Here is a 26,606-nt window from a genome sequence, read left to right as displayed (position 1 = left end):
TCTTCGAGATTGAGGGTGATGACGCCTTGCAGATGCCCGGTGGTGACGGTGGGATCGACGACGGTGCTGACGATGTCGAAGGCGAGCCCGGCGACGGGATTTTCCGCCTGGGTGGGGACGCTGATGCCGAGGCCGTGGAGGGTGTGGAGGAGGCGGTGCTTGGCCGCCTCCATGCGGGACCAGAGCATCTGGTTACGCGGGCTGCGGAGGTCGGGGATGGTGCGGTTCAGCCGGCAGGAGGAGCAAAAGGCCTCGTCGGCGGTGGAGGGCAGAAGCCAGTTGCAGACGGCATGCTGGGTGCCGTTGGCGCAGCGCTTGAAAGGGCCGCCATTGGCAAGCACTGGCTGGATGCGACGGGTGAGCGGATCATAGCCGACGCCGGTGCCGCATTTCAGGCAGCGGGAGCTATTGAAGTAAAGGACGTTGCCGCAGGTGCAGGTGAAGTGCTGCATGGATTTGAAGGGGGGAGGGGAGGCTTAGGCGGGCTCCATGGCCGCGAGGAGTTCGGTTAAAGGGATGCTGGCGATGGCCGTGGCTTTGTCACTCATGGCATAAGGGAGAATGAGCTGTCCGCCATGAATAAGTGAGCCGCAGCTATAAACGACATTGGGCACGTAGCCTTCACGTTCGTTGCCTTCGGGGCAGAGCAGGGGCTGGCGGAGGCGGCTGATGACGCGCGTGGGGTCTTCCAAATCCAGCAGAGCTGCGCCGATGCAGTATTTCCGCATGGCTCCGACTCCGTGGGTGATGACGAGCCAGCCGGCCTCGGTCTCGATGGGGGAGCCGCAGTTGCCGATCTTCACGGACTCCCAGGCTTCAGCGGGGCGGAGGATGAGATGGGGATCACTCCAGTAATGCGCGTTGTCGGAGAACATGACGAAGAGGTTTTCATCATCCTGACGTGATAGCATGGCGTAGCGGCCCTGGATGCGGCGGGGAAAGATGGCCATGCCTTTGTTTTGCACGGCGCTGCCATTGAGGGTGAGGATGCGGAAGTGGAGGAAGTCCTGAGTCTCGATGAACTGGGGGAGGATGGCGCGTCCATTGTAGGCCGTGTAGGTGGCGTAGTAGATGACGCTGCCATCGTCGTCGGTGAAGCGGACGAAGCGGGCGTCTTCGATGCCGTTGCTCTCGTTGTCGCTGAAGGGGAAGATGATGCGCTCGCTGATGGCAAGCTTTTCAGGGAAGCGCACCTCGTAGTTTGAGTCGGCCAGCCACTGGATGCACTCAAGTGTGCGGCGGGATTCGTGGCTGAGCGGGACGCTTTCACGACGAACACGTGTGGTGCTGACGGTGAGTTCGCTGCGGGTGAACTCGGTGCCGAGCGACTCCATCACGGACGTGGTGCAGTCGTTGTCGAATCCCATCTCGTGCAGTTTGATGATGAAGCGTCTTTTCCTGTAGCCAGGATTGGGCTCAACACTGGGCAGGCTGACGAAACGTGAGACGGGCGTGAGGGTGATGTGGCCGGCGGGTGAGATCACGCCTTCACGGAACTCGATGGAGGAGATGTGTCCCTCGCCGGTGGCGCGCAGGCTGAGGATGAAGCGCAGACCGCCTTCGGCGACGCCGGTTTGATCGGGGTGCGGAACGATGGAGGGATTGAAGAGAGCGGCGGACTCCAGGGAGTATTCGCCGGAGAAGAGCGCGCCGATGAGCATCTGGCGGGAGCGGCTCAGCGGGCGCTGCGTGAAGATCTCGGACTGCACTTTGGCAAAGTGCTGGAGCAGGGCGGATTCGATGTCGAGATGGCGGCTATCGAACTCGGCGTGGACGGAAGACAGCTCTGTCTCCACTTCCTCTTCGGTGAGCGCGAGCGCCCGTCCAATGATGGTGGAGAGCCGTCTCGCACTGGAGGGGATGAAGGCACGGATGATCACGCGCGCACTCTCCGGCTGGAGGATGATTTCGTGGCGGCGGATGGGAAGGCAGGTCATGTGCGGGCAGGCAGGGGGTGCGCGGCGGAGGTCATCTCCGCGAGCGCGATGTGGAAGGCGAGCGTGGACTCGGCTCCCTGGTTTTCATTCACACGGTCCGGGTGCAGGCCGTCGGCACAGCCGCCGGTTCCAGGATCGTAGAGCGGGAGTCCGAGATCGTTGCGCCCGAGGAACCACTCGAAGGCACGGCGGGCCTCGCGTGACCAAGTTTCATCACCGGTGACGCGGTGGGCCTCCAGGCAGGCGGCGACCATGGCCTGAGCTTCGACGGGTTGCTGGTCGAAGTCCGCCCGTGCGCCATCACGCAGGTAGAAGCCCTCGCTGCCGATGGGGCGGAAGCAGCCGGTGGGTGTCTTTTGAATGGAGGCGAGCCAGCGCAGGGACTTGAGACCGATCTCCTCTGCCTCGGCATGTGGCATGGAGCGGCCGCTGAGCAGGAGCGCCTGGCAGAGCCGTGCATTGTCATAAGTGGCGCGGGGTTCGAACCAGGGCCACTCGTCCGTGGCGTAGCTTTTCCAAAGCCTCACGAGATCTCCCGTGAGCACCTCACGAGCGGCGGCAGCGCGGTGGTTGTCCGGGAAGACCCGCAGATACTCATGCAGGCCGAGCAGCGTGAAGGCCCAGGCGCGTGGTGAGGTGAAGGACTCGACATTCGAAAGGGCTGCCTCAAAGAGCTCCACGCAGAGCCGCCGATGACCGGGATGCTGGGAAAGGGTGGCCCCGATGCCCAACGCCCAGAGTGCGCGGCCATGGCTGTCTTCACTGCCAGCAGATTCCAGCCAGCGGCGGTCAAAACTCATGAAGTTTCGGAAGCGTCCCGTGTCACGATTCAGCGCGGAGGCCAGGAAGGCGAGGTAGGAACTGGACAGGCCATTGAGCGTGACCGTCGTCGGATGTCCGCCGCCGAGATCATCCAGCAAATTGCAGAGGATGAAGGCGCGGGCATTGTCATCCGTGCAGTAGCCGTGGAGGAAATCGGGCACGGTGAAAAGGGCGTGCTGGAAGATGCCCGTGCTGTCTGACATGCGGGTGAGATGGCCCAGATTCACCGGAGGCAGATCGTAGGAGCGGCTGGCCGCCGTCCATCCGGCAAAGGCGGTGCGCGGCGCGCGCTTCCGATCCACACAGGCCTTCTGGAAGGTCTCCAGATACCGCTCGGCGACAGCGGGCCAGATCATGCCCCGCCCGGCCTCCCAGGCTTTCCGGCTCGTCTGCTGGAGCAGTTCTGGTTGATCGAGGTAAGCGATCACTGCACTTGCGATGGCCGCTGAATCTCCGAAAGGCACGAGGCTGCCACGCCCCTCGGCCAGCAGTTCCTGAGCATGCCAGTAGGGTGTGGAGACCACGGCTTTCCCAGCCCCGAAGACCTGGGCCAGCGTGCCCGAGGTGATCTGCGCTTCATTTAAATAAGGCGTCACATAGATGTCGGTGGCGCAGATGAACTCCCGCAGATCTTCGGGTGAGACGAAGCGGTTGTAGAAAATGACGTGCTCCTTCACGCCGCGCTCCTCCGCCAGCCACTCCAGGCTCAGGCGGTAGCGCTCACCTTCACGAGCGAGCAGGTGTGGATGGGTGGCCCCGAGCACGAGATACACCACCTCGGGATGAGCACGCACGATCTCCGGCAGCGCCTCGATGGCGTGCTCGATGCCCTTTCCCGGCCCCAGCAGGCCAAAGGTCAGTAACACCGCACGTCCTTCGACGCCGAACTGTGCTTTGGAGAGCTCGGAGCTTTGCAAAGGGATGTCCGGGATGCCGTGCGGGATGACATCGATCTTCGAGAGTGGCACGGAGTAGGTCTCCTGCAGGATCTCCGCGCCCTTCTGCGCCATGACTACGATGCGCTCACTGCGCTGCACGAGGGCGTCCATCACCCGGCGTTGCGTGGCGTCCGGCTTGCTCAGGATCGTGTGCAGCGTCGTCACCACAGGCATGCGCACTTCCTTCAGCAGCGCCAGCAGGTGACTCCCCGCAGGGCCGCCATAGATGCCGAACTCATGCTGCACGCAGAGGACGTCGGCATTGTTGAAGTTCAGATAGTCCGCTGCGCGCCGGTAGGCGTCGATGTCCTTCTCCAGCAGTTGGAAGCGGACTCTGTCCGGGTAGTTGTAGCCTGAAGCACGGTCATTCACCGCACCTACATAACACTCGGATCCAGGCGAAGCCGCACTGACCGCCTCACAGAGATCGTGCGTGAAAGTCGCGATTCCGCAAAGCCGGGGAACATAGTCCCCCAGAAAAGCCATTCGCCCCAAAAGGGCCTGGCGGTTCACAAGGAAAATCTCCGGTGCTCCATCATGCCTCAGCAGACAGCCTTGGGGGATTTTAGCAACCCGCAGTTCCATCTTTCGCCCACAGGTTGGCTAACCAATATTTTTGACTGTGCCCGGCTGTCCTGATGGCAGTGTGATCCTCTCTCCTGCTGTTTTGCCCATGAGCCGTGCGCCAAGTGGTGAGGCTGGAGTGATGAGCAGAATTTCTGTGCCATCGACGCTGATCTCCAGCCCGCCTTCTGAAGGTCCGATGAAGTAGTGATCGCTTCGTCCGGTGACCTCGATCTCGACGAGTGAACCGAGGCGGACCGAGTCGGAAGCTGTCATCTGAAGTGTCGCATAATGATGCCGTGCTGTCTGCACTTCCGTGACACGCTGAGCCTGTCCGCGCGCCACGTAGGAGGCCTCCAGAGTGCGCGTGTCATACTTGTTCTCCGCCTTGCTGTCAGGATCAGTCGCGGCTGCAAAGGAGGCCCGCGCACCACGCGTCAGCGTCTCCAGTTCGGAGTCGAGACGGGTGAGGATGGCTTCCAGAACGGCGGATTTGAGCATGACGAGAGTGGGCAGGCTTTCCATTTGCACGGCTGGCGCTGCTTTCCAGACTCGTTTCACTCCATGCATCGCTATTTCCTCCACCTCGCCCTCCTCGTCGTTTCACTGCTGCTCAGTTCATGTGAGACGGGCTCCTCTGATCCGCGCTTTGCGCAGCAGCTTGAGTATCGCCGCATGTCCATCGCCTCCGAACCGCCGGGGGATTACTTCGTCGGGCGTCGCTTCCACATCGAGCGCCTGCACTTCTGGGGCTATGTGCGTCGTCCGGGTGAGAGCTGGGACAAATCCCGGCTCGTGGTGATGAATGAGAAGTTCATGAAACAGCCGGACCGTTATCCTGAAGTGCCAAGTGGTGACGGCCCTTCCTATGGCTCGGACCACAACACTGAGTATCGCCTCTGGGGTTACTTCTCCGGGCGCAAAGCCTATGATCCGAACAGCAACATGGTGCTGCCTGAGTTCGTGCTTCAGCGTTACGAAGTGAAGAACGTCTCCCCGGGCTGGCTCTTCAAGCCGAATGAAAAGTTTGATGGTACGCACCTCTTCCGTGGAGAGTACGGCGCGACTCCAGGCGCGCGGTATTGAGGCTCAAAGCCGAGGCGCATGATCCACATCGTCCTGTATCAGCCCGAGATCCCGCACAACACGGGCGCGGCGGGGCGGCTCTGCCTCGCCACCGGAGCGCGGCTGCATTTGATCAAGCCGCTGGGGTTCAGTCTGGAAGACAAATACCTCAAGCGCTCAGGGCTCGACTACTGGCATGAGGTGGATGTGCATGTCTGGGAGTCGTGGGAGGAACTCCACGCTGCTGCTGGAGAGGATGCGTGTTTTAAATTTGTGGAGGTCCAGGGCGCGCTCACCTACTGGCAGTCCGATCTGCACAGTGAGGGAGAACTTTACCTTGTCTATGGTCCCGAGACGCGTGGCATCCCACTGGCGATCATGGAGTTAGGCGAGACCCTTCATATTCCGATGTTAGGGACCCGCAGTTTGAATCTCGCCACGGCGGTGGCCATCGTGCTGTACGAGGCGGTGCGGCAGAGAGAAGCCTGATACGAGCAGAGTCGAAAAAACTCCTGAAAACGCCACACAACTTGGCCTGCCTTTTGCTCCTACAGGTTATCGAAGCGCGAGCTTCACTACAACGAGCTGGACTGTCACTTCATGGTTGGGGACAGCCCGGTCACTTAAAACCCCGGTGGGATTTTGGTTGGGTCCCACCGGGGCATTTTTTTGCCCCTCGCCAATGGCGGAGACGATGTCCGATTTCGGTTAAATTTCGTCCGACGACTGAAGCTTGACGCTTCAGCCCACCCGCGTCTCATGCGCATCCCAACACACCACCCTATGAGCGAAGCTTTTCCTGACATCCAGAAGATCCAATTTGAGGGTCCGAAATCCAAAAACCCTCTGTCCTTCAAGCATTACAACGCTGACGAAGTCGTGGCGGGTAAAAAGATGCGTGACCACCTCCGCTTCGGCGTCGCCTACTGGCATGCCATGCGCAACAGCCTCGCCGATCCCTTTGGCGTCGGCACCGCCCAGCGCCCCTGGGATGATGGCACCGACTCCGTCGCCAATGCACAGCGCCGCGTCTGGGCCTGCTTTGAGTTCATGGACAAGCTCGGCGTAGACTACTACTGCTTCCATGACCGCAATGTCGCTCCTGAGGGCGCGACGCTCGCCGAGAGCAACAAAAACTTCGACGCCGTGGCCGACGAACTCGAAAAGGCGCAGAAGGCCACGGGCAAGAAGCTGCTCTGGGGCACCGCCTGCCTCTTCGTGCATCCCCGCTACAATCAAGGTGCTTCGACGAGCCCGAACGCCAATGTCTTCGCCTATGCCGCCGCTCAGGTGAAGAAGGCCATGGATGTCACGCATCGCCTCGGCGGTGAAGGTTATACCTTCTGGGGTGGCCGCGAAGGTTACGCCAGCCTTTGGAACACCAACATGAAGCGCGAGGTGGATCACCTGGCTGCCTTCTTGCACATGGCGGTGGATTATAAGAAGAAGATTGGCTTCAAAGGCCCCTTCTACATCGAGCCAAAGCCACGCGAGCCTTCCACGCATCAGTATGACAGCGACGCCGCCGCCTGTCTGAACTTCCTCCGTGAGCACGGCCTCATGGAGCACTTCAAGCTCAACCTGGAAACCAACCACGCCACGCTCGCCGGTCACAGCATGTGGCACGAGATGGAAGTCGCCGTCGCCGCTGGTGCGCTCGGCTCTGTGGATGCGAATACCGGTGACGAACTCATCGGCTGGGACACCGACCAGTTCCCGACCGACATCTACCTCACCACGCAGATGATGCTGGTCATCCTGAAGAGCGGCGGCCTGACCACTGGCGGTCTGAATTTCGACGCCAAGGTGCGCCGTGAATCCTTCGAGCCCGTGGATCTCTTCCACGCCCACATCGGCGGCATGGACGCCTTTGCCCGTGGCCTGAAGATCGCCGCAGCCATCATCGAAGACGGTCGTCTCGATGCCTTCAAGAAGGCTCGTTATAGCACCTTCGACACTGGCATCGGAGCCAAGATCGAGTCCCGGAGCACCAGCTTTGATGAACTCGAAGCCTACACCCTGGAAAACGGTGAGCCCCTCATCGGCTCCGGCCGCCAGGAGATGCTGGAGAACCTCATCAACGACTTCATCTGATCGTAAAACGAACTTCCAAGTTCGTTTACCTAGGAGGCAGGTCGCAAGACCTGCCTCTTTTGTTTACAGCGCCTGTGCAAGAATGCCGATGAGCGTGTCCTGGCTCAGCTTCACCGGGTTTCCCTTCATGCTGCTGGCCTGGGCGGCTTTCGCGGCGATGTCAGGAAGGTCGGACTCCGTGATGCCGTAGGTGCGCAGGCGGGGAATATCCAGACGGCGGGTGAGGTCGCCCAGAAAGGTGGCGATTCGGTCTCCCCGGAGTTCTTGATTTTGGGTGAGAAGGAGCCCTGCATCGCTGAAGCGGTCCTGCATCGAGTTATCGTCTGAGGCATTCACCAGAGTCCAGTTGGCCAGCCAGACAGGTGCCAGCAGTGCGGCGCAGACAGCGCCATGAGGCGCATGAAACTGCCCGCCAATCGGCGCTGCAAAACCATGCACCGCCCCGAGTCCCGCATTCGCCAGCGCCATGCCGCTGAACATGGCTGCGAGCGCCAGATCTTCCCGTGCTTCGAGGTCGCTGCCATTTTGTACGGCCCTTTCCAAAGAGCGAATGGCGCGGCGGATGCCCTCGCGACAGAGGGCATCGGTCATGGGCTGGGCTCGGCAGGAGACAAAGGCCTCCAGGCACTGCGTCAGTGCATCCATGCCGCTGGCGGCGGTGACGGCGGGTGGGCACTCTCGGGCCAATTCGGGATCGATGAGGGCGGTTCGGGGCAGCATCAAAGCATGACGCAGGCTGGCTTTGACACCATGCTCGGGGCTGGCAAGGACGGCATTGCGAGTGACCTCGGCCCCGGTGCCGGCCGTCGTGGGCACGGCTATGTAGGGCAGGGGAGTCTCGTCCAGCGCTTTGCCATCACCGACGACTTCGAGGTAGTGGAGTACGTCACGAGGCTGCCGAGCCAGGGCAGCGATGGCCTTCCCGGCATCCACGGCACTGCCCCCGCCGAGACCAAGGACCATTTGAGAGCGCATTTCCCGCGCAAAGGCCGCACCACGGCGGGCGTCATCGATGGTCGGTTCAGATGGGATGCTGAAAGTCTCGCAGCTCAGGCCTGCGGCGGTCAGACTTTCTTTCACAGGCGCTGCCCGTTGAGGCTTGGCTCCAGTGACGATGAGGACGCGCTGCCCCATTTCGCGGCAAAGCTCCGGCAGACGATGGGCGGTGCCGCAGCCGAAAACGATGCGGGTGGCAGTGGCAAATTCAAAGGCAGACATGGTTTGGATGCATCAGACGGAGGTATATAAGCGAAATGACAGCAAGAATGGCAGACAAAAGAATTGCCTCTAAAAGGCTGCGGTGATTGACAGTGCTGCTCACTTTCCTCTAAAACAGCATTTCCACCGAAAAATCAGCGTCCCCCCGCAACGACCGCATGTATTCCAACGAAGAGTTCCTGATCGAACTGCTCACTGAGGCAGGCTACATCTCCGCATCTGACCTCCAGCAGGCCAAGGGGAACCGAAAAGGCCAGGAGACACCCCTGGAGACGATGATCAAAACCGGGGTCATCAGCGATGAGCAGATCGCCCAGCTCGTGGCCTCCAACAGTGGCATGGAGTACGTGGACCTGCACGGCTTCGCGGCGAACCCGATGCTGAAGCCGCTCGTCCCCATTGAGGTGGCGATGAAGTACAAGATCGTCCCCATCGGCATCAATGGCACCGCGCTTCAGATTGCTGTGGCCGACCCTTATGATTTCGAGACGCTGGATTCCCTGCCTCACGTCATCCAGCCTGAACTGGAGTTTTACTGTTCCACGCCAAACCTGATTCGCGAGTTGATGGCGAATATTTATGGCAATGAAGCCATCATGGGTTCCGGCGGTGCCAAAATCCCTGGCTCGGAAGTCGGATCGTCTGATGGTGATGCGCCGATCATCAAGCTGGTGACGAACATGCTCATGGATGCCTTCCGCAACGGGGCTTCCGACATTCACATCGAACCGCTGGAGAAGGACATCCGTGTGCGCTTCCGCATGGATGGGGTGCTGGTGGACATCGAGCATCATCCGAAGCGCCTGCTTTCCTCCATCATCGCCCGCACGAAGATCATGACGGGCACGATGAGCATCGATGAAAAGCGCGTGCCTCAGGACGGGCGAATCCAGATGGCCTTCGGCGATAAAGAGCTCGATCTGCGTGTCTCCATCATCCCGACGCAGAATGGTGAAAGCGTGGTCATGCGTGTGCTCGACAAGAGCAGCCTCCGCCTCGGTCTATCTGATCTAGGATTCTTCAGTGATGACCAGGACTGCTTTGAAAAACTCATCACCCTGCCGGACGGAATCGTGCTCGTGACAGGCCCAACGGGCTCCGGTAAAACGACGACGCTCTACGCCTGCTTGAATTTCATCAACCGCCCTGACCGCAAGATCATCACGGTGGAAGACCCCGTTGAGTATGAACTGCCGGGCATCAATCAGGTGATGGTGAAAGAAGATGTTGGCATGACCTTCGGAGCCGCCCTCCGAGCCATGCTGCGTCAGGCGCCCAACATCATCATGCTGGGGGAAATCCGAGATAGCGAAACCGCCGGTATCGCGATCCAGGCCTCACTCACGGGGCACCTCGTCTTCTCCACACTGCACACGAACGATGCACCAAGCGCCGTGGCCCGACTCGCAGATATCGGCGTCAAACCTTTCCTCATCGCCTCGGCCGTGCGTGGTATCCTGGCTCAGCGTCTTGTCAGAAAGCTTTGCGCTGTCTGCAAACAGCCATCCAGTCTCGGCGACCGTGAGTTGCGCCATCTCGGCCTCGAAGCCAGTCAGTTGTTGAATGCGAGCATCATGGGCCCCAAGGGCTGCAACAAGTGCCGCAACTCCGGCTATCGCGGACGAATGGTGATCGCCGAAATTTTCAAAGTGGACGATGAAGTCCGCACCATGATCAACCAGGACCTCACCACTCCGCAGCTCCGCAAGCGAGCGCGCGAGCTGGGCATGAGAACTCTGCGTGAAGACGGCGTGCGCAAGGTGCTCGCCGGCGTGACCACCGCCGATGAAGTCATCGAATCCACCATGGGTGATGCAGACTGAGGCCAGACAAATTAACTGCGAACCGAGAACAGCGAACTTCCCCCCGATATGACCCCCCAGAACGTCATCGACATGCTTCAATCACGCGGAGTGATCGACTCCGGCGTGGCCGATGGGCTGTCCCAGGACTGCATCCACAACGGCAAAGAAATCCTCCAGACCATTGTCGATTACGGCATCTTTCCGAACGAAGACGCCTTTTGGGCTGTGGTGGCCGAAGAGCTTGGTGCCGATCACTTTGACCTCGCGACCTACGAGCCGCCGCCATCGGTGATCAACATCATCCCTGCCGGCATGGCGCGACTCTACGGTGCCTTCCCCGTGACGCTTGATGGCCGTGGATTGCATGTCGCCTTTACCGATCCGCTGAACCCGCAGCTCGTCGAAGATCTCCACTTTGGCCTGGGTAAGCAAATTGTGCCCGTGGTCGCACGCCGCAGCCAGGTGCAGGCCTTGATCGACAAACACTACGGCACAGGAGCACCAAGCATCGAGGACATCTTCGGGGGGCTGGCCGCTGCTGGCAAAGATGCCCCGGAAGTGGAAGCGAACTCCGCCCCCATTGTGAAGTTTGTGGACCTCGTGATGACTCAGGCCATCAAGGAAAAGGCCTCGGACATTCACTTCGAACCCTTCGAGCGGGAATTTAAAATCCGCTATCGTGTGGACGGTGCGCTTTATGAAATGGCACCGCCACCCGTGCATCTCGCGAACTCAGTGATCTCCCGCGTGAAGGTCATGGCGAACATGAACATCGCCGAACGCCGCGTGCCGCAGGACGGACGCATCATGACCGTAGTAAATGGCAAGCCGGTGGACATGCGTGTGAACTCCCTGCCCACCCAGCACGGCGAGTCGGTCGTTATGCGTGTTCTCGATCGTAGTTCAGTGAACCTGGAGTTGGAGCATCTCGGCATGCCGCCCTACCTCTACGATTACATCACTGAAACCATCGAGAAGCCGAACGGCATCTTCATCGTCACCGGCCCCACCGGTGCAGGCAAGACGACAACGCTTTATGCGGCGCTGCGTCGCATCAACCAGATCGACACGAAAGTTCTGACCGCTGAAGACCCCGTCGAATATGAACTTGATGGCATCATGCAGGTGCCGATCAACGACGCTGTGGGGCTCACTTTTGCCAAGGCGCTTCGTTCCTTCCTCCGTCAGGATCCAGACAAGATCATGGTGGGGGAAATGCGTGACATGGAGACGGCCCAGATCGCCATCCAGGCTTCGCTCACCGGACACTTGGTGCTAAGCACACTCCACACGAATGACTCCGCCGGGGCCGTGACGCGACTTGTGGACATGGGCGTTCAACCCTTCCTCGTCGCCGCCACACTCGAGGGGATTCTGGCTCAACGACTGCTGCGCACGATCTGCAAAAACTGCCGCACAGCCTATGACCCGAGCCTCTCCATCCTCAACCAGCTAGGCCTCTCCCAGAACGACATCGGCGGGAAGCAGTTCTACACGGGTGCAGGCTGTGACAAATGCGGCGGCTCCGGCTACAAAGGGCGAAAAGGCATCTATGAACTGCTGAACGTGACTGACCCCATCCGCGAACTCATCATCGAGAGGGCTCCCACTCTCGTGCTCAAGCAAAAGGCCATCGAGCTCGGCATGATGACCCTCCGTGAGGATGGTCTTCGCAATATCTACGATGGTGAAACCTCCATCGAAGAGGTGCTCAAATACACCTGATGCCTCCGTCATTTCGTGAAATAGCCACACAATGCACCATGAATTTGGTGGACAGAATCAGCCGCAGCCAAGTAATCTTAAAACTCATTCAATAATACCCGCCGCAGTACCGTATGCCGAAGTTTCACTACATCGCCCTTGATCAAAACGGCCAGGAAGTCGCTGGCGAGCTGGATGCCTCGAACGAGGCCGAAGCCATCAACCTGCTCCGCCAGAGCCAGCTCTATCCCACCCAGGTGGCTCAGGAGGGCAAAGGCGATGCTGCGGTCAAAAAGAAAGCTAAATCAACTGCCTCCAAATCCGGCGGCAAGACCGTCAAGGCTGGTGCCAACGCCAAGGTCAAAGCCAAGTCATTGATGGTCTTCACTCGACAGCTAGCGACGCTTATCGACTCTGGTCTGCCCCTTCTTCGCGGCCTCACTGTGCTCAGCCGTCAGGAACCGAACCTGATTATGAAGTCCACCATCGCCACGCTGGCGGACAACGTGCAAACGGGCAGCACCTTCTCCGAAACGCTCACCCAGTTTCCGCGCATCTTTAACAAGCTGTACGTGAACATGGTGAAAGCCGGTGAGCTTGGCGGTGTGCTTGAAATCGTTCTCAACCGTCTCGCCGAGTATCAGGAGAAGGCGCAGAAGCTGAGAAACAAGGTCATGGCTGCGATGATTTATCCCATCGTCGTCATGGTCATTGCGGTGGCGATTCTCGTCTTCCTCATGCTCGTTATTGTGCCGAAGTTTGAAAAGATCTTCGAGGAAATGCTGGGTGATAAGAACAAGCTGCCCACCCTGACCAAGTATGTCATCGGCTTCAGCCGTTGGATGGGCGATAATTTCTTCTTCCTTGCCATTGGTGCTGGTGTCCTCTTCGTCGGCTGGCGTCTCTTTGCCTCCACAGCGGGTGGTCGTCGTGCCATCGACGGTTGGATGCTCAAGTTGCCGCTTTTCGGTGATGTGCAGCGCAAGACCGCCATCTCCCGTTTCACCCGCACGCTCGGAACGCTCGTCACCTCCGGTGTGCCGATCCTCCAGGCGTTGAACATCACTCGTGAGACCGCTGGCAATGCCATCGTCTCCGAATCCATCGTCAAAGTGCATGACGCCGTGAAGGAAGGTGAGTCCATGGTGGCACCGCTTGAGTCCAGCAGCGTCTTCCCGCCGATGGTGATCTCCATGGTGGACGTCGGTGAGGAAACTGGCCAACTCCCCGAAATGCTTCTGAAGATTGCGGATGTGTATGAAGATGAAGTGGATAACTCAGTCTCCGCACTCACGTCCATGCTCGAACCTATCATGATCGTGGTCTTGGCTCTCGTCGTCGGCACCATCGTGCTCGCCCTCTTCCTGCCTCTCATTGAGGTGATCAAGCAACTCAGCGCCGGCCCAGGTTCATAGCCGCGAGAAGAATTCATCCCCCCACAACCATGAAAATCCAAAAGCGCCCCGCTCGCCGGAATGCTTTCACGCTGGTTGAACTGATTACGGTCATCAGTGTGATCGTGATCTTGTTCGGCCTCGTCGTCGGAGGCTATTCTTATGCAGACCGCTCTGCCAAACGCAGCCGGTCTGAGATCACCATCAAAGCCGCACGCTCAGGTCTGGAATCCTACAAGGAGAAGTTCGGCTCCTATCCCCAGGCTAAGAATCCAGACACCTCTGTGGCCATTGCAGACAAATCCTACATCGCCGGAGGTGGAGCTTGTCTTTACCAAGCTCTGAGTGGAGACGGCTCAGATCAGATCGAAGGAGTTGCGGACGGCATTCCTTCAGATGGCAATCTGGATGATAACGAGGCCGCAAATTTGGTCATGTCAAACATGCCCAGAGAGCTCTGGATCAAGCTCGATGCTCTCTATTTCATGGCTGACGGTTTCGGTCATCCCATTCGTTACATCAAGTCCGCCCCCACCGTCGCAGCCACACCGGGGCAGGCTGCTCCAGAGCCCACTACGATCAATATCGGAACCTATGACATCTGGTCCTATGGTGAAGATTCGGATAACATTACGGCGACCAGCCTTCAGGCGGCAGGATCAGACTCCGCCAATCGTATGGACGCTAAGTGGATCAAGAACTGGTGATCGATCCGCTCGATTGAGATTTCTTCAATCAAGGCCGCCATCCCAATGGCGGCCTTACTTTTGGTAGATTGGCAGGAAGTGGTGATACACACTCAGACTGAGCAGGGCGAGCGAGGTGGCATACACCGGGCCAGCGCTCTTCTCGTTTCCATTCCTCGGATACCACGCGCCTTCCGCACTCTGCGCTCCGACCAGCATCTGCTCCGTCTTCTGCCTTGCCGTCGCCGCGTGATCTCCGCCACGCTGATACATGCCCTGCGCATAATAATAGCAGCCGTAGAAGAACCAGGGTTCATTCACCTCCGGTGGAAACTTCAGCAGCCAGTTTGAGGAACCGAGCACCTCTGGCACGTCGTATTGCCCCGCGACTTGGAGAGAAAGCAGGCCCGCTGAGGTCGTGGAGAAGGTCTGACGACCTCCGTAGGGTTCGTAGCTGAAGGCGGCTTCCATCTGCTTGAGCTTGCCGTTGCTGTCACGTTCCGCGCGGTAGCTGCGTTTGATGTAGGCGATGGCGTTGTCGATGGCCTCCTTCGGCACTTCGATGCCGCTGTTCTTCGCAGCACGCAGGGACATGAGCTGCCAGACACTGACGCTGATGTCGCTGTCACTGCTGCTCGGTTCATAGCGCCAGCCGCCTCGATTGGCCTCGCTCTTCGGCGTCTGCTGGGAGCGGAGGATAAGCTTGATGCCCTTCTCGGCCATCTCGCGCACCTTTTTGTCCGTGGCTTCATCGGGAGACATGCCGAGCATCTCGGTAAGCATGAGTGTCATGATGCCGTGGCCATACATGCGGCTGCGGTCGCTGCGCCCGAGGTAGCCATTCTCGTCCGGCTCCACATGATCGACGATGAATTTCAGCGCCTTTTGGGCTGCGATGCTCTCAGGCGTGGAGGCTCCTGGCAGATGGCCGACAGAGGCCAGCCCCATCAGCGCGAGGGAGGTCATCGCTGCGGCATGGCTGGGAATGTCCCCGGGACGTGGCTGCTGATTGGATTTCTGCTCACTGAAGTGCCCGGCGGGCTGCTGCTGCTTTAGAAGCCACGCCACCGCCTTTCCGACACAGGTTTTCACCTGGGGGGAGATGATCTCCGGTGCCGGACTGGCGGCATGAGAAAGGGGGGAGGCGAGGAGGAGCAGTGGCAGCAGGCGGCGGATCATGAGCGGGATAGCTAACGCTGTTACTTCAGTGCCTTGATCAAGACCTTCGAGTTCCGGCCGCTCTTGTCATACTTTTCACGGCGGGCTGTGGGTAGGGCGGATGGCTCAGTCACCTGGAAGCCCATCTTCTCTTCGAAGAAACGGAAGGCCTGGGTGCTCAGTGCCACGAGTTCATCGCAGCCACGCTGCTTCGCCACCTCCTCAGCGTAGGCGACGAGTCTTTGCCCATGTCCCCGATTTTTGTGACTGCGCCGGACAAACAAGCAGGCCAGTTCGGCCACCTTACGGCCAACTTCATCGTAGGAATGCACCGCCACGCAGCCGATGGGATTACCATCGGTTTCGAGCACGAAGAAGTCTTTGATGCGTCCCTGGATCTGCTCACGCGTCCTCGGAACCAGCGCCGCGTCATCCATCGACTGCTGCATCATGGAGAGCAGGGCAGGGATGTCGGAGGAGTGCGCCTTGCGGATCTGCTGGTAGTCATCGGCATGGATCATCGTGCCCACGCCTTCATTGCTGAAGAGCTCGGCCAGCAGCGCCTCATCCTGCGTGCCATCCACGATGTGGACGCGCGGCACCCCTTCCTGGCAGGCAATGGCGGCATAGCGCAGCTTGGAAAGCAGGTTCACATCGTGACGCGGGTCCTTGTTGCGGAAAAGCTCCCGTGCATCGGCGATGGAAAGCTGCGCCAGCCGGCTTCCATCCGCATTCGTCACTCCGGCTTCCGAGATAAAGATGACCTTCGCCGCCCCCAGCGCCAGCGCCACCTCCGTGGCGATGGCATCGGAGTTCAGCCGCAAGGTCGTGCCCCGGCTGTCATAGCCGATGGGTGGCAGGATGGGAATGATGTCCGCCTTCAGCAGTACGCGCAGAGATTCCGCATCCACACGTTCGATGCGTCCGGTAAATTCCTGATCGATGCCATTAATGACACCCGCTGGATGCACCGCGAGCGCATTGCACACCGCCACAGGCATTTCGAGCGCCGTCAGGTCGCCCATGAGTGCACTCGTCTGGCGTGAGATGGCATCCACAGCCACTTCGAGAGTCGCCGCATCCGTGCGTCCCATGCCGTCATCACTGCTGAGGGTGACGCCACGAAGCCCTGCCAGATAGCGCAATTGTGCCCGTGCGCCGAAGACGAGGACCACTTCGATGTTCAGGGATTGCAGCACCGCCACATCTTGGAGCAGGCTGGCAAATCCTGCCTGATGCATCAGCGCCCCATCAATCGCGATCACAAAGACACGCTGCCGGAACTGCGGCACATAGCGCAAAATGCCCCGCAAATCTTCGAAGCGGGCGGTGGGTTTGGTGATGGGGTCGCTTTCTGGCACTGGTCAGTTTCGTTCAATCGCTCCCATGCGCAAGAGCGCAGAGGATTTGCTCACACATCGCAAACCATCGCCGCGTGACGCAGGGCCAAGATGGTGTCCGGCCAGGTCGGGATGAACTCATGCGCCACGAAGTCGTGGTAACCGATCTCCTGCACGGTCTTCATCACGGCGGGGTAGTTGATCTCCTGGTTCTCGTCCAGTTCGCAGCGGCCGGGGTTACCAGCGGTGTGCAGATGGCCGATGTAGTCCTTGTGCTGCCGCAGACGGCGCATCACATCGCCGTTCATGATGCTCACATGATAGATGTCGAAGAGCAGCTTGAAGTTCGGGCTGCCGATTTGCTTGATCAGGTCCACGCAGAAGTCCACGTCATCGCCGAAGTAGCCGGGGTGGCCCTTCATCGGGTGGGAGCTGTCGCGTGAGTTCAGGTGCTCCAGCACGAGTGTGATTCCCTTTTTTTGAGCATGGGGCAAAACGGCCTTCCAGGTGTCGAGGCAATCTTTGATCGCCTGCTCGCGGTCCATGCCGTCGAACTTCATCCCGGTGAAGGTGATCACCTTCTTTGCGCCCACATCGGCGGCGACGTCGATGCCTTCGGTGAGCTTGGCGATCACCTCTTCACGGAACTTCGGATTGCACGGTCCATTGCTGAAACCGTGACCTCCGACGAGCGAGATCTCCAGCCCCAGCTTCTTCACGTCCGGGTAATACTTCCGATCAATGCCCTCGATGCCCACGAGCCCGATGTCCTTGGCGTGTTTCGCGAGTTCCAGCGTGTCCATCGGCTTCCAGCACCAGCCCATGAGCGTGTGCTTGATGCCCTGCTTCTTGATCTTGTAAGCCGGGTCCGCCGCTTCTTTGGCGATGCTGATCGCCGCAGCTTGGGAGGCTTGAGGAAGGAAAGCTGCGCCCAGGGTGGCGGCGGCGGTGGTTTGGAAAAGGGAGCGACGTTTCATGGTGGGAAAAGGAACGCCGGGCTCCTCACCGTCTTGCGGATGAGATAGCCCGGCGTGGGAGTGTTGCTTGATGGATCAGGCTTTGCCGACGGCTGCCACGATCTTCTCAGCGGCGTCGGTCAGACCTTCCGCGCTGGTGATGGCGAGTCCGCTGGCGGCCAAGGTGGCCTTGCCGGCATCGACGTTGTTGCCTTCGAGACGGACGACGAGCGGGATGTTCAGGGACACTTCCTGCGCTGCGGCGACGATGCCGTTGGCGATGATGTTGCAGTCCATGATGCCACCGAAGATGTTCACCAGGATGCCCTTCACGTTTGGATCACCGAGGATGATTTTGAAGGCAGCTGTGACCTGTTCCTTCGTGGCACCACCGCCGACGTCGAGGAAGTTGGCAGGCTCGCCGCCGTGCAGCTTGATGATGTCCATCGTGCTCATCGCGAGGCCAGCGCCGTTCACGAGGCAGGCGATGTTGCCATCCAGGCCGATATAGTTCAGGCCGAACTCGCTGGCAGCGACTTCGCGGGGATCTTCTTCGGTCGTGTCACGCATGGCGGTCACGTCCTTCTGGCGATACAGCGCGTTGTCATCGAAGTTAAACTTCGCATCGAGGGCCACGACTTGATTGTCCGTGGTGATGGCCAGCGGGTTCACTTCCACGAGGGAGCAGTCGCTCTTGATATAAAGATTCCACAGCGCGGTGATGAGCTTCACGGTCTGGTTTGCCAGCGCGCCTTTGAGGCCGAGGGAGGCCGCCACTTTGCGGGCTTGATAGGCCTGGAGGCCGAGCGCTGGATTGACGAATTCTTTGAAGATCTTCTCCGGGGTCTTTTCAGCGACTTCTTCGATGTTCATGCCGCCTTCGGTGCTGGCGATCAGAGCGTGGCTGCTGCTCACGCGGTCGAAGAGGATGGCAAAGTAGTATTCCTTGGCGATATCGACCGACTTGGCGATCAGCACCTTGCTCACCAGCTTGCCTTCCGGCCCGGTCTGGTGGGTGACGAGGGTCTGGCCGAGCATCTTGCCCGCGATGTCCTGCGCCTCAGCCGCTGTATTGATGACATGCACGCCACCTTTGAAGCCATTTTTGAAGGTGCCTTTGCCACGGCCACCGGCGTGGACCTGGGCCTTCACCACGAGACCCGCACCGCCGAGTTCAGCGGCCACCTTGCCAGCTTCCTCCGCCGTCGAGGCGACCTTCCCGGGAGGGGTGGCGACGCCGAATTTATCAAAGAGTTCCTTGGCTTGGTATTCGTGGATGTTCATTGGGGGAGTGGGGGAAAGGGCGGCGCGATAGTAGGAGCCCCCGCCAGAGCGTCAAGTCTGAGCCTGCTTTGTTCGCTGTTCCAGGTGGTGCGCCCAGCCGCTTGCATCCCACGGAGGACTCGCCACCATGGCGGCCCCTTTTCCCTGCCATGGCCTACATCAACGAAAACTACAACAAGCTCAAAGCCGGTTACCTCTTCCCTGAAATCGCCCGTCGCGTGAAAGCCTTTACTGAGGCCAACACGGAGGCAGCGAAGCGTCTGATCCGCTGTGGCATCGGCGATGTGACCGAGGCTTTGCCAGAAGCTGTGCGCGCGGCCATGCACAAGGCGGTGGATGAACTGGGCGAGCGCTCGACGTTCCGTGGTTACGGCCCGGAGCAGGGATACGACTTCCTGCGCAATGCCATCGCAGAGCATGACTTTAAAGCTCGCGGCCTGAACATCGAAGCGGACGAAATCTTCATCTCGGACGGCAGCAAGTGCGACACCGGCAACATCCTGGACATTTTTGGTGCCGGGAACAAGATCGCGATCACGGACCCGGTGTACCCTGTCTATGTGGACACGAACGTCATGGCTGGAAACACGGGCGAAGCCGATGAAAATGGTGCCTACGCCGGTTTGCACTACCTGAAATGCACACCAGCCAATGGCTTCGTTCCTGAGATCCCCAATGAGCCAGTGGATCTGGCCTACCTCTGCTACCCGAACAATCCGACGGGTGCGGTGGCCACACGCGCTCAGCTCGAAGCCTGGGTGAAATACGCCCTCGCGAACGGCACCACGATCCTTTACGACGCCGCCTACGAGGCCTTCATCCGCGATCCAGAGCTGCCACGCTCGATTTATGAAATCGAAGGCGCGCGTGATTGCGCCATCGAGTTCCGCAGCTTCTCGAAGAATGGTGGTTTCACCGGCGTGCGCTGCGCCGTGGTCGTGATCCCGAAAGGGCTCATGGGCAAGACCAAGGCTGGCGGCAAGCAGGCGATTCATCCCCTTTGGAGCCGCCGTCACAGCACGAAGTTCAACGGCACGAGCTACATCGTCCAGCGCGGCGCAGAGGCGATCTACTCGCCCGAGGGAAAAGCGCAGGTCAAAGCACTCATCGAGCACTACATGGGCAATGCCGCCCTGCTGGTTGAAGCCTGCAAGAAGGCCGGACTTCAGGTGTTTGGCGGAGTGAACGCCCCCTACGTCTGGGTCGGCTGCCCGAACGGGCTGACGAGCTGGCAGATGTTCGACAAGATGCTGAATGAAGCCAATGTGGTCATCACCCCCGGCAGCGGCTTTGGCAGCGCGGGCGAAGGCTACTTCCGCATCAGCGCCTTCAACAGCCGTGCGAACGTGGAAGAAGTCTGCCGCCGCATCGCCGTCCTGTGAGCATTTCATGACGGCCAATGAGGGCCGCCTTCCGTAACCCCCCAGCGAACCATTGAATCCTATGAGCCAACCCAAAATCACCGCTTACCTGAAAACCTACTGCGGCTGGAGTGAAGGCGTGCGCGCCATCTTCCGCAAATACGACCTTCCTTTTGAAGAGAAGGACATCATCAAGAACCCCGCTTTCCGCTGGGAGATGGAACAAAAGAGCGGCCAACCTCTGAGCCCCTGCGTGGAGATCAACGGCATCATGGTGCCCGACGTGAGTGGCGAGGACGTGGAGCGCTGGATGATCGCCAACGGCCTGCTCACCCCGAACGAGGCTGAGCCCGATGCCCCCATCGACCGCGCCTGCAGCGATGCCCAGCACGCCGCCATGGCCGCCGGACAGGTCGGGAAGATCAACTTCCTGAGCTAGGTTCCGGGCATAGCGAATCCTTTGAGGCAAGAAGCGGATGGCAATCGTTGCATCTCGGTTCATTCTCATGCGCCGGATGCGATGGCTCGCTTGATTGGAGCCATGTTTGCCAGTGAAATGGATTTATCCACACCTCAGAAGTATTTCAGCCAAGCCGTCACCGTCGCATCGGTGCTGCTGGTGAACCGCAGCCAGTAACCTCCGAAGGAAGCGGGCATATCGTGCTCCACATCTTCTCCGGGGGAGACATCAAAGCTCCGGTAAGTGACCCAGGTTCCCGTGCCGGTGATGTCTGCCTGCACGGAGATCCGCGTCGGCGTGTCTGTGGTCAGGGTGAGGTGCTTCTGATCGTAACCGGTGACGAGATAGGGGTCGCTCGACATGCCAGCCTGCACCTTCGTGTTCTTCCACGGGCCGCCTTCGCCACGAGCCTTGCCGAAGCTCCAGAGATCATCCACCGCACCCACCCAGATGGCGGTTTTGCCATCGCTGGAGCGCACGATGTGCTCTCCCTGCGCGTCCTTCCTCACACCACTAATCACCATCAGCCCGCGATAGCTGGCGTAGTCCTTGATGCGGCGATTGTGTGTCGTCACCGGACGCAGCTTGGCAAAGCCACCTGCATTCTCCGCAGGCAGCTCGAAGAAGGTGCCACCTGCGTTGAAGAGATCGCGCTCCGTGCAGACCTCGCGGCAGACGCGCTCAGCTCCGAGCGGGCCCGCAGCATCCAGCGCCGCTGAGCCGCGTGGCAGACGCCAGCGGCCCTTCTCATCCACATAGAGAATGGAAGCCTCGTCATGCGTCAGCACACCCGTGGGGATCTCCGCATTCTTCGCGGTCCACTCCATGCCCTTCGCGTCATCCGTGGGCTTCAGATCAAAAGCAGCCCCCATGTCGTAGCAGGTCGAGTCGGTCGTCACATACCGCAGCGTGCGGAAACCGGCCCCACGGGCGAGCATCACGCCGCCCGTGGTTTCCTTGTCCTCCGCCGTGGCGATGCCGTCAAAGATCGCCACTGCTTCGTTCGAGCGCGGGTCATCATTTCGGTAGTGGAAGATGGCGGAGACCTTCGCCCCTGCCTGCTGAGCCTTCACACGCACCCAGACGCCTGCCTGATCCGCCGGGAAATCCACCCAGAGATGGCCCGCCGCCTTCAGGCTGTGGTTGCCGACCTCCTGCCACTGCCCATCGCCCTTGGCATCGACCTCCAGAACGAAGCTCGAACCTTGCTCGGCGATCAGGTTGAGTGACCGATGCTTGTAGCCGCTGAAAAGGTAGGGCTCGCTCACGTCGCCTGCTTTGACCATATCCTCCAGCCACACAGCTCCGCGTCCGATCACAGGACCGAGATGGTCGAGCTTGCCCGGCTCCACAAACCAAAGGTTGGATTGCGACTCGCCGGGCCCCGCCAGCTTGCCCTTCGCCTTGCGCACGTTCAGGAATTCCTTGTTCGCCGAGTCATCGCAGCCAAGCACCACGCGATCTCCCCAGCGGGCGAAGTCGCCGATGACCTTCAGGTAATTGCTGCGCGGAGTGATCCCGGCGCTGCTGGCTGGCGTGAAGCCTTTCGGGAACTTCCAAAAGGCCCCATGCATCGTCATGAGCAGGCTGTCTTCGCCGATGTCGCGGATGCGTGGCCACTCCGTGTTCCAGCCATGGGCACCATCGTAGCTGTGGCTGGACTTCGGCAGACGGTAGCTGTGCCATTTGCCACCATCCAGACACATCAGGATCAGGGAGCGATGGTCCCAGCCCATGCTCCAAATAGGATCGGTTTCCGGCTTTTCACTGCCGCTGATGCCGCCAGGCCCCGTGACCTCTGTGAATTGATTCCGCCGCACGAGCTGCCAGTCATCACCGGGCTTCATCCACTCGCCCAGGGCACCGCTTGGTGTCGCGGGATCAGTGATCACTCGCTTGTCGCGGTCGCCATTGTTCGCATAAACCACGCGCCCCTGGCCGCTGAAGAGCCCTTTACCATGATAACCCGGAAGCTCTGAGGCCAGCGTGGCCGGTTTCGTCTCCTTCGAGAAGCCCTTCTTCGGGGCATTGCCATCTTTGATATGCCCGGTGACCTCCAGCGTCTTCAGATCCACCTTGTAGAGCCCCTCTTCCATCGTCGCGTAGTAGGCCTTCGTGGCAGGCTCCGTCAGATGCCGAGCATTGCCCGTGAGGCGGCCCGGCATCTTGTTCGGCGGGATGACACGCACCTGGCGCTCGGCATCAATCACATACGGCCCGATGAGCAACTGCTGTGTCTCCCGGTGGATCATGCGGTTTGCCGGCGTGCCGCCGACACTCTCCGGGCGGATGATCTGCTCCAGCCCCGGCGTGATTTCGTAGAGCTTGTCACTGCTGCCGAAGGGCAAATGCGGCCCATAAGTGATCACCCAAAGCCTGTCCGCCCACGGCACCACCGCGCCCGTGCCGCACTCGCCTTCCTTATTAAACATCGCCAAATGCGGATAGATCCCGCTGATCTGTCGTGGCTCCTCCGCATGAAGCAGGGCGGTGGCAAAGAGAAGGCTGGTGGTGATGGCTCGGTGCATTTGTCTAGTGGAGCATAAGCGGGCGCATCCAGGCAAGCTTCACAGCTTATGCGCGGATGAAATCGCTTACACGGCAGCCTCGGTTCTGAGCGGAAGAGCCGAGGTGAGGAATGGAATCATCAAAGTCCGATGCGCGGCGGTGAGCTCCCCTGATCGGAGTTGGTGAGGTAGCCGACAGCGTCGGTGTCTTGAGGCCATGGGCTCCGGTGGTGCCAGCCGGGGCCGGGAACGACCGCTGTTCTCCCTGGAGCAGTTTTTACCGCCACTCGTGTCTCGGGTAGCGTCCGCGGAGCTGCGCCTTCACGGCGGGGTAGCCTTCTTTCCAGAAGCGGCCGAGGTCGGCGGTGGTCTGGATGGGGCGCTGGGCTGGGGAGAGGAGATGGACGACGACGGTGATGCGACCGGCGGCCACCTTCGGGTTCTCATGCACGTCGTAGAGTTGCTGGAGCACGACGCCGACACTCGGGTCCTGCTTTTCATCATACTCGATGCGGGCGGTGCGACCGTTCTTCAGCGGCAGCCGGTCGGGGGCGTAGCGCTCCAGTAGATCGCGCTGACCATGGCTGAGCCATTGATGCAACGCGGGGAAGATGTCTTTGTCTTTGAGCTGGCGATAGGTCACGCAGCCTTCGCAGACTTGCTCAATGATGAGGCGGCGATCCTCCTCGGTGATGGGCGGGATCTCCATCTCGGGCATCCACTTGGAGAGGCAGTTCACCCGGGTGATCCACTGCTCGACCTTCTCATTCCAAAGCGGGAGCTGGAGCCTGCCAGCGACGACTTCCTCAGCCAAAAGCGATGCCGCCGTGCTGCTGTCGGGCTCACCGCGCTCTTTGCTGCTGAGCACGAGGCTGCGAAAGCGGACCTCCTCCACATTGATGACGCGACGGTTCACGCTGTCATACTGCGCACGCTTGCCGCTGGTGAAGTCGGCGGGGAACATCTCGCGCAGCCATTCTTCCTCGACCTTGGTCACGAGATTGAGCTGCACGGTGAGCGCCTTGCCCTGCACCTCCATGATCTCAGAGGCGACGAGCAGACGCGGCGGCTTGATATGCGCGTCTTTGCCGAGATGGCCGCTGTAGCCGCCGGGCAGTCGATAAATGCGGCTGCCGCTGCTGGTCTCGACGCCGAGATGGTCGCTGAAGGCCGCGAGCAGGGTCTTCGCGAGCGATTCAGCGCTGGCGACCTCATCGTTCACGGGCAAACCGGCACGCTGGGCGATGCGGAGGAACTGATCGTAACTCCGGCCTGCCTCACGAGCACTCATGGCGTGAACATTGAGCGGGATGCAGGCCTGCGGATCAAAGTTCAGCGCCTCAGCACGGATGAAGGCGCGCAGCAGGGCCTGGAATTCGCTGAGGTCGTTCGGCTCCCAGAAGTCTTCGTTTTTAAAGGAGGAGTTGTTCTTCCCCACCATGAGGATCTCGCGTCCCTGGGCCAGAGCGGCGCACATCGCTGCCTCGCGCACGCAGCCGTTTTCGCCGGCTGCCAGCAGCATTCGGGCAAAGCGCGGATGCGTGGGAAAGGCGGACATCTTCATGCCGGTGGGCGTGAGGCGAGCCTCCATCACCGCCCCGAGATCATGCAGCAAGGTCTCCGCGCGAGTCATCGCGGCCTCGGCAGGTTTCTCGAACCATTCGATGCCGAGCTTGGCCTTATCTTGGGCGACGTAGAGAGCGAGCAAGGCCTCGCTCAGCTCCAATCGCTGGATCTCTGGCAGCTCACTCTCGGCACGGTGGAGGTGCTCGCGCTCGGCCCAAAGGCGCACGGCGATGCCGGGGCCGAGTCGTCCAGCACGACCGGCACGTTGCTCAGCACTGGCACGACTGATTTTCTGCACGGTCAGGGTGTTCAACCCACGACGCGGATCATAACTGGCGACACGGGCGAGCCCGCAATCCACCACGGCTTTGATGCCTTCGATGGTGAGGGACGTCTCCGCCACATTCGTGCTGACGATGATCTTCGCCTGCTCGCCCGGCGTGACGGCGGCATCCTGATCCTGCGGCGTCATTTCACCATGCAGGGACACGATGCGTCGGCCTTTGGCAAAGCTGCGGCCCTGCATCGCGGTCATGGTTTTGCGGATCTCGTAGGCTCCGGGCATGAAGACGAGGATATCGCCACTGCTGCCGAGTTCCGAGGCGAGCATCTCACAAGCACGCGCCGCCTGATCCCAGACGGGCTCGGTTTGATTCAGACGCAGGTCGCGATTCGGCGCCTGATAACGCACCTGCACCGGGAAGGTGCGGCCCTCGCTTTCGAGCAGCTTCACTGGATGCATGAACTCCGTCAGCGGACCCGGCACGAGCGTGGCAGACATGACGATGATCCTCAAATCCGGGCGGCGAGCCCGCTGAAGCGCGTGAGCCCAAGCGAGCACGAGATCGCCATCGAGATGCCGCTCGTGAAATTCATCGATGATCACGCAGCCGACCTTCGCGAGGTCCGGGTCCTCCATGAGTTGGCGGAGCATGACGCCCTCGGTAACATAAACGAGCCGCGTGTCCCGCGAGGTGACATTGTCAAAGCGCACCTGATAGCCCACCTCGGCACCGAGACGGCCATTACGCTCCTTTGCCACACGCTGGGCCAGCATTCGTGCCGCGATGCGTCGAGGCTGGAGCACGATGCAGCGCTGACCTTCCTTCAGGATACCCGAATCGAGCACGAACTGCGGCACCTGCGTGGATTTGCCCGAGCCCGTGGGAGCTTTCAGCAGCAGGTTCGGCGTGGCCGGATCACACAGGTGCGCCACGACGGCATCACGGATCTCAAAGATGGGCAATCTGGCTGGAGCGGGCATGGTTAAAGGCGGGCCGCTTCTGTGCTCTGGGCTGAGGCAGGGGTCAAGGAGCGTGACGAGGTGCGTTGCAGTCCAGATAGCTGGAAGTGGAGTGCGGTGAAGATTACCGATTTGCCGGGCCTGCAGGCTGCGTTTAAATCGCACCCATGTCAGACACACCAGCCCGCTTCATCCAGATCGACGACGCCGCCCGCGAAACCAACCCGTGGACCAATAACGAATGGCTCTGCCGACCCGATCTCGTGGAGGCTGACAAGCTGCTGCTGGTGCGGGCAAACATGGACCCGATGCACTGCCACCCCTTCCATTTTCATCCGCATCGGGAGGAGATCATCTATGTGATCTACGGCCGCGCAGAGCAATGGGTGGGCACGGAGAAGCGCATTCTGAAAGCGGGCGAGATGGCCCACATCCCGCCGGGCGTGATCCATGCCACTTACAATCCTCACAAGGAACCGCTGGTCTTCCTGGCCATCCTTTCCC

The 26,606-nt window shown here is 60.2% G+C and carries 21 protein-coding genes; 10 read left to right on the top strand and 11 right to left on the bottom strand.

Features of this window, described 5'->3' with window-relative positions; all coding sequences use genetic code 11:
* From AC6FTP_RS16145 to AC6FTP_RS16130, 4 genes are all read right to left on the bottom strand, one after another.
* Window positions 1-452: putative zinc-binding metallopeptidase (locus AC6FTP_RS16145; protein WP_497207947.1), on the bottom strand; the 452-nt coding region annotated here is incomplete at its 3' end.
* 24 nt (window positions 453-476) lie between these two features.
* A complete protein-coding gene (locus AC6FTP_RS16140) occupies window positions 477-1,937 on the bottom strand; it encodes a glycoside hydrolase family 130 protein (protein WP_497207946.1) in 1,461 nt (486 codons plus the stop codon).
* Window positions 1,934-4,183: a glycosyltransferase family 4 protein gene (locus AC6FTP_RS16135; protein ID WP_497207945.1), complete on the bottom strand. Its 2,250-nt coding sequence runs from the start codon at window positions 4,181-4,183 to the stop codon at window positions 1,934-1,936. Before AC6FTP_RS16135 ends, AC6FTP_RS16140 begins: the two co-directional genes overlap by 4 nt.
* 117 nt (window positions 4,184-4,300) lie before the next feature.
* Window positions 4,301-4,822: a hypothetical protein gene (locus AC6FTP_RS16130; protein ID WP_497207944.1), complete on the bottom strand. Its 522-nt coding sequence runs from the start codon at window positions 4,820-4,822 to the stop codon at window positions 4,301-4,303.
* A gap of 3 nt (window positions 4,823-4,825) precedes the next feature.
* On the opposite strand from AC6FTP_RS16130, the gene AC6FTP_RS16125 reads away from it, so the two are divergent.
* From AC6FTP_RS16125 to xylA, 3 genes are all read left to right on the top strand, one after another.
* A complete protein-coding gene (locus AC6FTP_RS16125; RefSeq protein WP_497207943.1) occupies window positions 4,826-5,347 on the top strand; it encodes a hypothetical protein in 522 nt (173 codons plus the stop codon).
* Between the two features lie 18 nt (window positions 5,348-5,365).
* A complete protein-coding gene (locus tag AC6FTP_RS16120) occupies window positions 5,366-5,815 on the top strand; it encodes a tRNA (cytidine(34)-2'-O)-methyltransferase (RefSeq protein WP_497207942.1) in 450 nt (149 codons plus the stop codon).
* Window positions 5,816-6,109: 294 nt separating this feature from the next.
* Window positions 6,110-7,420, top strand: coding sequence for a xylose isomerase (xylA, locus tag AC6FTP_RS16115; protein ID WP_497207941.1), 1,311 nt, complete (start codon window positions 6,110-6,112; stop codon window positions 7,418-7,420).
* Window positions 7,421-7,483: 63 nt separating this feature from the next.
* Here the strand turns inward: xylA and AC6FTP_RS16110 are convergent, their stop codons facing one another.
* Entirely contained in the window at window positions 7,484-8,638 is a 1,155-nt protein-coding gene (locus tag AC6FTP_RS16110; RefSeq protein ID WP_497207940.1) for an iron-containing alcohol dehydrogenase, read from the bottom strand.
* A 158-nt stretch (window positions 8,639-8,796) separates the two neighbouring features.
* Here AC6FTP_RS16110 and AC6FTP_RS16105 point away from each other — a divergent pair, with 158 nt between their 5' ends.
* From AC6FTP_RS16105 to AC6FTP_RS16090, 4 genes are all read left to right on the top strand, one after another.
* Complete coding sequence (locus AC6FTP_RS16105; protein ID WP_497207939.1) at window positions 8,797-10,461, top strand: GspE/PulE family protein; 1,665 nt, start codon at window positions 8,797-8,799, stop codon at window positions 10,459-10,461.
* A gap of 48 nt (window positions 10,462-10,509) precedes the next feature.
* Complete coding sequence (locus AC6FTP_RS16100) at window positions 10,510-12,168, top strand: GspE/PulE family protein (RefSeq protein ID WP_497207938.1); 1,659 nt, start codon at window positions 10,510-10,512, stop codon at window positions 12,166-12,168.
* A 113-nt stretch (window positions 12,169-12,281) separates the two neighbouring features.
* Window positions 12,282-13,562, top strand: coding sequence for a type II secretion system F family protein (locus AC6FTP_RS16095; RefSeq protein ID WP_497207937.1), 1,281 nt, complete (start codon window positions 12,282-12,284; stop codon window positions 13,560-13,562).
* Between the two features lie 29 nt (window positions 13,563-13,591).
* On the top strand, window positions 13,592-14,248 hold the full coding sequence (locus AC6FTP_RS16090; protein WP_497207936.1) for a type II secretion system protein: 657 nt from the start codon (window positions 13,592-13,594) through the stop codon (window positions 14,246-14,248).
* Window positions 14,249-14,302: 54 nt separating this feature from the next.
* Here AC6FTP_RS16090 and AC6FTP_RS16085 read toward each other — a convergent pair whose 3' ends face one another.
* The 4 genes from AC6FTP_RS16085 to sucC all read right to left on the bottom strand — a co-directional run bounded on the left by AC6FTP_RS16085 (window position 14,303) and on the right by sucC (window position 18,965).
* Window positions 14,303-15,406 (bottom strand): prenyltransferase/squalene oxidase repeat-containing protein, encoded by a 1,104-nt coding sequence (locus tag AC6FTP_RS16085; protein WP_497207935.1) that lies wholly within the window; start codon window positions 15,404-15,406, stop codon window positions 14,303-14,305.
* A 20-nt stretch (window positions 15,407-15,426) separates the two neighbouring features.
* Window positions 15,427-16,746 carry an amino-acid N-acetyltransferase gene (argA, locus tag AC6FTP_RS16080; protein ID WP_497207934.1) on the bottom strand — a complete coding sequence of 440 codons (1,320 nt, stop codon included), beginning with the start codon at window positions 16,744-16,746 and terminating at the stop codon, window positions 15,427-15,429.
* Window positions 16,747-16,796: 50 nt separating this feature from the next.
* A complete protein-coding gene (locus tag AC6FTP_RS16075) occupies window positions 16,797-17,702 on the bottom strand; it encodes a TIM barrel protein (RefSeq protein WP_497207933.1) in 906 nt (301 codons plus the stop codon).
* Window positions 17,703-17,777: 75 nt separating this feature from the next.
* Window positions 17,778-18,965 (bottom strand): ADP-forming succinate--CoA ligase subunit beta, encoded by a 1,188-nt coding sequence (sucC, locus tag AC6FTP_RS16070; RefSeq protein ID WP_497207932.1) that lies wholly within the window; start codon window positions 18,963-18,965, stop codon window positions 17,778-17,780.
* Window positions 18,966-19,114: 149 nt separating this feature from the next.
* On the opposite strand from sucC, the gene AC6FTP_RS16065 reads away from it, so the two are divergent.
* A complete protein-coding gene (locus tag AC6FTP_RS16065; protein ID WP_497207931.1) occupies window positions 19,115-20,347 on the top strand; it encodes an LL-diaminopimelate aminotransferase in 1,233 nt (410 codons plus the stop codon).
* Between the two features lie 61 nt (window positions 20,348-20,408).
* The gene (locus AC6FTP_RS16060) at window positions 20,409-20,765 is read left to right on the top strand and encodes a glutaredoxin family protein (protein ID WP_497207930.1); all 357 of its coding nucleotides are present in this window, start codon (window positions 20,409-20,411) and stop codon (window positions 20,763-20,765) included.
* Window positions 20,766-20,899: 134 nt separating this feature from the next.
* Here AC6FTP_RS16060 and AC6FTP_RS16055 read toward each other — a convergent pair whose 3' ends face one another.
* Window positions 20,900-23,314, bottom strand: a complete 2,415-nt coding sequence (locus AC6FTP_RS16055; RefSeq protein ID WP_497207929.1) for a hypothetical protein — start codon at window positions 23,312-23,314, stop codon at window positions 20,900-20,902.
* 256 nt (window positions 23,315-23,570) lie between these two features.
* Complete coding sequence (gene hrpB, locus AC6FTP_RS16050) at window positions 23,571-26,123, bottom strand: ATP-dependent helicase HrpB (RefSeq protein ID WP_497207928.1); 2,553 nt, start codon at window positions 26,121-26,123, stop codon at window positions 23,571-23,573.
* 146 nt (window positions 26,124-26,269) lie between these two features.
* Here hrpB and AC6FTP_RS16045 point away from each other — a divergent pair.
* A partial coding sequence (locus AC6FTP_RS16045; RefSeq protein WP_497207927.1) for a cupin domain-containing protein occupies window positions 26,270-26,606 on the top strand: 337 nt, incomplete at its 3' end.

The organism is Prosthecobacter sp. (genome assembly GCF_044378005.1).
Classification (GTDB): Bacteria; Verrucomicrobiota; Verrucomicrobiia; order Verrucomicrobiales; family Verrucomicrobiaceae; genus Prosthecobacter.
This window is presented reverse-complemented; position numbering and strand designations above follow the sequence as displayed.